The 1,652-nt window shown below is 55.9% G+C and carries 1 protein-coding gene; it reads left to right on the forward strand.

From position 1 onward, the window contains the following. Positions 1-94: 94 nt before the first annotated feature. Positions 95-1,474 carry a WD40 repeat domain-containing protein gene (locus ACH2EH_RS11215; RefSeq protein WP_395141681.1) on the forward strand — a complete coding sequence of 460 codons (1,380 nt, stop codon included), beginning with the start codon at positions 95-97 and terminating at the stop codon, positions 1,472-1,474. The last annotated feature ends 178 nt before the right edge of the window (positions 1,475-1,652 follow it).

The following is a 1,652-nucleotide window of genomic DNA, read 5'->3' on the forward strand; positions in this document are numbered from 1 at the left end:
ATGTCATCCACCCGTTCCGTGATAAGAGTGAGCGTTTCGGTCATGAAATGAGGTTACCTCAAATTCGCTAAACTACTCAGAAAATGAGCGAACCATGAGTGATAAGAGAGGAAAAACAATGGCGGAGAATCGCGAGCTTTTTGGTCCACCCGTGAAAAAAGGAAGTTCTGCACCGAATCCGAACAGCCCAAGCCGTCCAAGCGCCCTGCAACGACATAGCGCAGGTGAAGGAGCAGTTCAGCCGGTTATCGAGATCATGACACCTGAGGGGAAGTTCGTCCTTAGCCCGGGTACAGTGGCCGCCAACCCCGCCGAGACAGCCTCCGGTGTGGGAGGACAGTTTGGGCAAGCGCTGGATCAATTCTTCAGGATCTGCTTCCGTCTGTTTCTGGTGTTCCTTGCCTTGGCCTCGATCTGGGGGTTGATGGTGCTTGGGTACTGGACATGGGCCAGATCCCGCGTGACATGGAACTACCGGATCAGTGCGGAAGGGATCAAAGGGCAACCGAGCATGCCACTTCCGCGTGGTCGCTTAGGCTATCTTATGCATGCGGAAGCAGGCTCACGCTGGGTAAAGTTCTTCGATTTTACTCGTGGCAGCTGCCTGCGTGCCTTTCGGGTTCCAGAGCGCTACACCTCGGTGGCTGCCTCTCCCGATCAGCGCCTTATTGTCGCTCAGCAGGTCAATGATCCCACATCAAGCCCTGCTGTGGTGCTTCGGGTAGATGATGGCAGGCAGATTGCTCGCCTCACAGGAACCGGGAGCCGTGGCTTCGCCTTTCATCCGAGTCTGCCTCGCCTTTTGCACTTCTCCGATCAAGGACTTCGCACCTACGATCTGAACACGGGAAAGCTCGCTGATGAGGCGTTCACCTTCAACGCGTATCCTGGAACCTCCCAGAGCAACCGCTTCCGGGATGCATCCTGCCCACGCCTTACCCTCAGTGGACAGAATATGGCTTGGGTGAGCTCAGGCCATCCCCGGATCGTGACCTACCCATACCTCAAAGAGGCGGTCTGGCTAGAGCGCTCCACTGAGTTTAACTGCAAGGGGGTTGCCTTCTCCCCGGATGGTCACTACCTCATAGGCCTTGGCCTAGATGGCAGTCTGCCTGTCTGGAACACGGAGACAGGACGGCTATTTCGCGTCAAGCAGATTCAAGAGGATCGGATCGCGAAACTCAATATTATGATGGGCAAGAGCAGCGCCCAGATTAACGACGTCGCTTTCCAGCAGGCTTGCGTCCCCTTTGGTCAGAGTGATCCGTGTCGTAGCCGGATGCCCTATAACTCCCTGATGGCAGTTGCTTGGAGCGGTGGTGTGGAGGTCTGGGATCTGAGCCGTGGGGTTATTCGAGATCGTCTGGCGCTGGATACGGGGACAACTTCGGTTTGGATCACAGATGATGGTAGCAAAGTCATTGCCAGGACGCCCGCAGGCGATGCTCGGGTCTGGTTAGTGGGCACGTATTAGGGAGACTGCGATGTCTAGTACACAGACAATGACCACGACCATTGCCATCACGTCAAGTGATGTTAAGGCGGTCATGACCCAGGTGATCGTGGAGGTGAACCGGCTCTGTCAGCTCTCCGCCTATGTGGAAGTGGATCATGACATTGCTGAGCTACTTGGCCCACTTGCCATGCTTGCG

It is taken from the genome of Armatimonas sp. (assembly GCF_043760365.1).
Lineage (GTDB): Bacteria > Armatimonadota > Armatimonadia > Armatimonadales > Armatimonadaceae > Armatimonas.

What these genes read in the sequence shown, in the direction of transcription:
- ACH2EH_RS11215 (WP_395141681.1), top strand. Translation starts at nt 95, where the DNA reads ATGAGTGATAAGAGAGGAAAAACAATGGCGGAGAATCGCGAGCTTTTT.